This is a genomic window from Amaricoccus sp., from assembly GCF_017995835.1.
Lineage (GTDB): Bacteria > Pseudomonadota > Alphaproteobacteria > Rhodobacterales > Rhodobacteraceae > Amaricoccus.
The window spans coordinates 1-3,333 of the sequence record NZ_JAGOID010000186.1; the positions used below are offsets into that span (position 1 = coordinate 1).

Sequence of the window (3,333 nt, forward strand, 5' to 3'; positions counted from 1 at the left end):
TGAGGATGACGCGGGCGAGCGCGATGCGCTGGCGCTGGCCGCCGGAGAGCTTCACGCCGCGCTCGCCGAGATGGGCGCGGTAGCCCTCGCGGCCCTTGAAGTCGCGCAAGGTCAGGATGAAGTCGTGCGCCTCGGCGCGGCGGGCGGCGGCGATCACCTCGTCGTCGCTGGCGTCGCGCCGGCCGTAGCGGATGTTCTCCATCGCCGAGCGGTTGAACATCGCCGTCTCCTGCCGGACCATGCCGATCTGGGCGCGCAGCGCGTCCTGGGTCATGTCGCGGATGTCGACCCCGTCGAGGAGGATGCGGCCGCCCTCGACCTCGTAGAGGCGCAGGAGCAGCGAGACGGCAGTGGTCTTGCCGGCGCCGGAGCGTCCGACGAGCGCGACCTTCTCGCCCGGTCGGACGTGGAGGTCGAAATCGGCGAGCGCCGGGGTCTTGCGGCCGTAGCCGAAGCGGACATGGTCGAACGCGACCGCGCCGCGCAGGGCCGCGGGCGCGACGGCTTGCGGCGCGTCGGTGATCGAGTGGGGGGGCGAGAGCGTGCGCATGCCGTCCTCGATCTCGCCGAGGTTGGAGAAGATCCCCATGGCGGTCATCGAGACCCAGCCCGACATCTGCGCGAGGCGGGTGGCGATCAGGCTGGCGGTGGCGATGTCGCCGGGCGTCGCCTGGCCGCGGGTCCAGAGCAGGAGCGAGCCCCCGATCAGCAGCACGGGGAGCAGGCCGGCGAGCGCCATCAGCCAGGTGCGGAAGCTCGCCGTCACCCAGCCGAAGCGGATCGTCGCGCCGCGGTAGCCCGCCAGCGCGCCGAGGGCGGCCTCGTCCTCGTAGAGACCGTGGCTGAACAGCTTCACCGTGGCGATGTTGGTGATCGTGTCGACGACCTGGCCGGTGACGACCGCGCGCGCGGCGGCGCGGTCGGTGGAGCTCTTGCGGATGCGTGGAAGGAAGCGGCGGATCAGCGCGACATAGGCGGCGATCCAGACCAGCATTCCCGCGGCCAGCCAGCCGTCGACGGCCGCGATCAGCGCCACCGAGCCGAGGACGGCCGAGAGCGCGAAGCCAAGGGTGTTGACGGATTCGGACACGACTTCGGTGATGGCGCGCGCGGTCTGCTGCTGCTTCTGGGCGATGCGGCCGGCGAAGTCGTCGTCGAAGAAGGAGAGCGACTGGCCGAGCGTGTGGCGGTTCAGCCGCGAGAGCACGAGGGGATAGAGGTTCGGGCCGAGGGTGACGCCGGTCAGGATCGCGCCGAGGCCCATCAGGCCGGGACGGACGAGCAGGAAGAACAGCATGGCCGCGAGAAGGAGCGGCCAGGTCTCGGGGATGAGCTCGGCGGGGCCCTTCGCATCGGCCAGGTCGATGAGCCAGCCGACGACGAAGGCGGAGCCCACCTCGGTCGCGCCGACGGCGACGGTGACCGCGAGCGTCAGCAGCACCGCGGGAAACGACCCGCGCAGCGCCCAGGCGAGGAAGCGCCCGAGCCGGTCGGGCGGCGGGCCGTCGGCGCGCGCGAAGGCGTCGATGAGGTCGGCGAGGCGGCGCAGGTGACGGGGCGTGTCCGCCGCCGCCCTCGGGGTGTCGGGCATCGGGTCTCCTCTGGCGCCAGATTTAGGACACGCGGGCCCGCGCCGCCACCCCGACGCGGCGCGAGCGCGAGCGTCATTGCCCGCCGCGGGTGGATCGTGCAGACAGGCGCGGCGCGACGGCGGCGGGCCAGCGGCCCGGCCGGCGCGTGATCGATACATCCGCGCGAGCTTCGCCATGCCCGATCCGCTGCCCCTCGTCGTCTCGATCCAGAGCCAGGTCGCCTTCGGCCATGTCGGCAATTCCGCCGCCGCGGCGCCGATGCGCGCCTGCGGCGTGGAGGTGGTCGAGGTTCCGACGGCGCTGCTCTCCAACCATCCGCACTATCCCACCATGCGCGGCCGCGTCCTCGAGCCGGCGCTGGTCGCCGACCTGCTGGTCGGCCTCGTGGAGCGGGGCGTCCATGCGCGCGCCGCCGTGATCCTGTCGGGTTTCCTCGGCGAGGCCGGCGCCGCGGCGGCGGTCGCGGACTTCGTGCGGGCGGCGCGGGAGGCCAACCCCGGCGTGATCTATGCCTGCGACCCGGTGATGGGCGACGCCGACATCGGGTTCTTCGCAAAGGCGCCGCTGCGCGAGGCGTTCGCGAGCCTGCTCGTGCCGCGGGCCGACCTGATCCTGCCCAATGCGTTCGAACTCGCCGCGCTGGCCGGCTTTCCGATCGAGAGCGCCGCCGACGTCGAGCGGGCGCGGGCCGCGCTCGGCGGACCGGCGGTGGTCGCGACCTCGGTTCCGGTCGCGGCGGCGCCCGAGCGCCTCGGGATCGTGACCGCCGCCCCGGGCGACGTGACCGTCGTCGAGGTGGCGCGGCTGTCGGTGCGGCCGGCCGGGACTGGCGATCTCCTGTCCGGCCTCGTCGCCGCGCGGCTCGCGCTCGGCCTGCCACTCGCGGCCGCCGTGGCGCACGCCGTCGCGGGGGTTCGCGTGGCGCTGGAGGGAACCGCCGCGGAGCGCTGGGCCGAGATGCCCATCGCCGCGCGCCTCCGGGCGATCGTGGACGCCGACCCGGGTTGAGGCGCGGCCGCCGGGGGGTCAGCCCGCGAGGAAGCGCCCGGCGGCCGACAGCTCCACGGGTTCGATGCCATGGCCGCCGGGGTGCCAGAGCGTCTCGGTGGTTGCGCCCTGCGCCTCGAACCAGCCGGCGAGCTGGCGCGTGAGCGCCGGCGGGCAGATCGGATCGCGCTCGCCCGCGGTGATGAGCACGCGGCTGCGGACCGGGCCGGGGTCCGGCTCCCAGGCGATCAGCGGGTGCATGAGCACCGCCGCGTCGAAGAGGGCGCGGCGGGCGAAGATCAGGCTCGCGAGGATGTTCGCGCCGTTGGAGTAGCCGAGGCCGACGACGCGCGCGGGCGCGCGCCCCGCGATCTCGGCCTCGACGAAGCCGGCCATCCTGACGGTGGCGCGGGCGAGGTCGGCCATGTCGTAGATGCCTTCCGCCTTTCGGCGGAAGAAGCGGGCCGCGCCGTGCTCGGAGACGTCGCCGCGCGGCGCGACGATGGTCGCCTCGGGCAGGAGGTCGCGGACGAGGGGGACGAGCTGGCGCTCGTCGCCCCCGGTGCCGTGGAAGGCGAAGGCGAGCGTCCCGCCGGGCGCGCCCGGCGAGACGGTGTGGATATAGGCCGCGTCGCTCATTCGATCGGCTCGCGCCGGCGTTCGAGCGAAGCGCGCAGATGCGCGTGCTGGGCCGGCAGCATCAGCCCTTCGCCGAGATGGGCGGGCGCCTCATCCCGGGCGAAGCCGGGTTCGT

At 74.1% G+C, this 3,333-nt stretch carries 3 protein-coding genes and 1 pseudogene; 1 reads left to right on the forward strand and 3 read right to left on the reverse strand.

The features are described 5' to 3' along the window. A partial coding sequence (locus KBA23_RS16400) for an ABC transporter ATP-binding protein (protein WP_290743238.1) occupies window positions 1–1,591 on the reverse strand: 1,591 nt, incomplete at its 3' end. A 175-nt stretch (window positions 1,592–1,766) separates the two neighbouring features. Here KBA23_RS16400 and pdxY point away from each other — a divergent pair. Beyond that, window positions 1,767–2,600, forward strand: coding sequence for a pyridoxal kinase (pdxY, locus tag KBA23_RS16405; RefSeq protein WP_290743242.1), 834 nt, complete (start codon window positions 1,767–1,769; stop codon window positions 2,598–2,600). A gap of 18 nt (window positions 2,601–2,618) precedes the next feature. Here pdxY and KBA23_RS16410 read toward each other — a convergent pair whose 3' ends face one another. Beyond that, entirely contained in the window at window positions 2,619–3,218 is a 600-nt protein-coding gene (locus tag KBA23_RS16410; protein WP_290743245.1) for an alpha/beta hydrolase, read from the reverse strand. Beyond that, window positions 3,215–3,333, reverse strand: a pseudogene (locus KBA23_RS16415) (ring-cleaving dioxygenase); the annotation flags it as partial. The pseudogene KBA23_RS16415 and the gene KBA23_RS16410, both read right to left, overlap by 4 nt.

Bases quoted from the DNA above. Each gene is read 5' to 3' on its own strand.
- KBA23_RS16410 (WP_290743245.1), bottom strand. From the start codon at position 3,218: ATGAGCGACGCGGCCTATATCCACACCGTCTCGCCGGGCGCGCCCGGC.
- pdxY (WP_290743242.1), top strand. From the start codon at position 1,767: ATGCCCGATCCGCTGCCCCTCGTCGTCTCGATCCAGAGCCAGGTCGCC.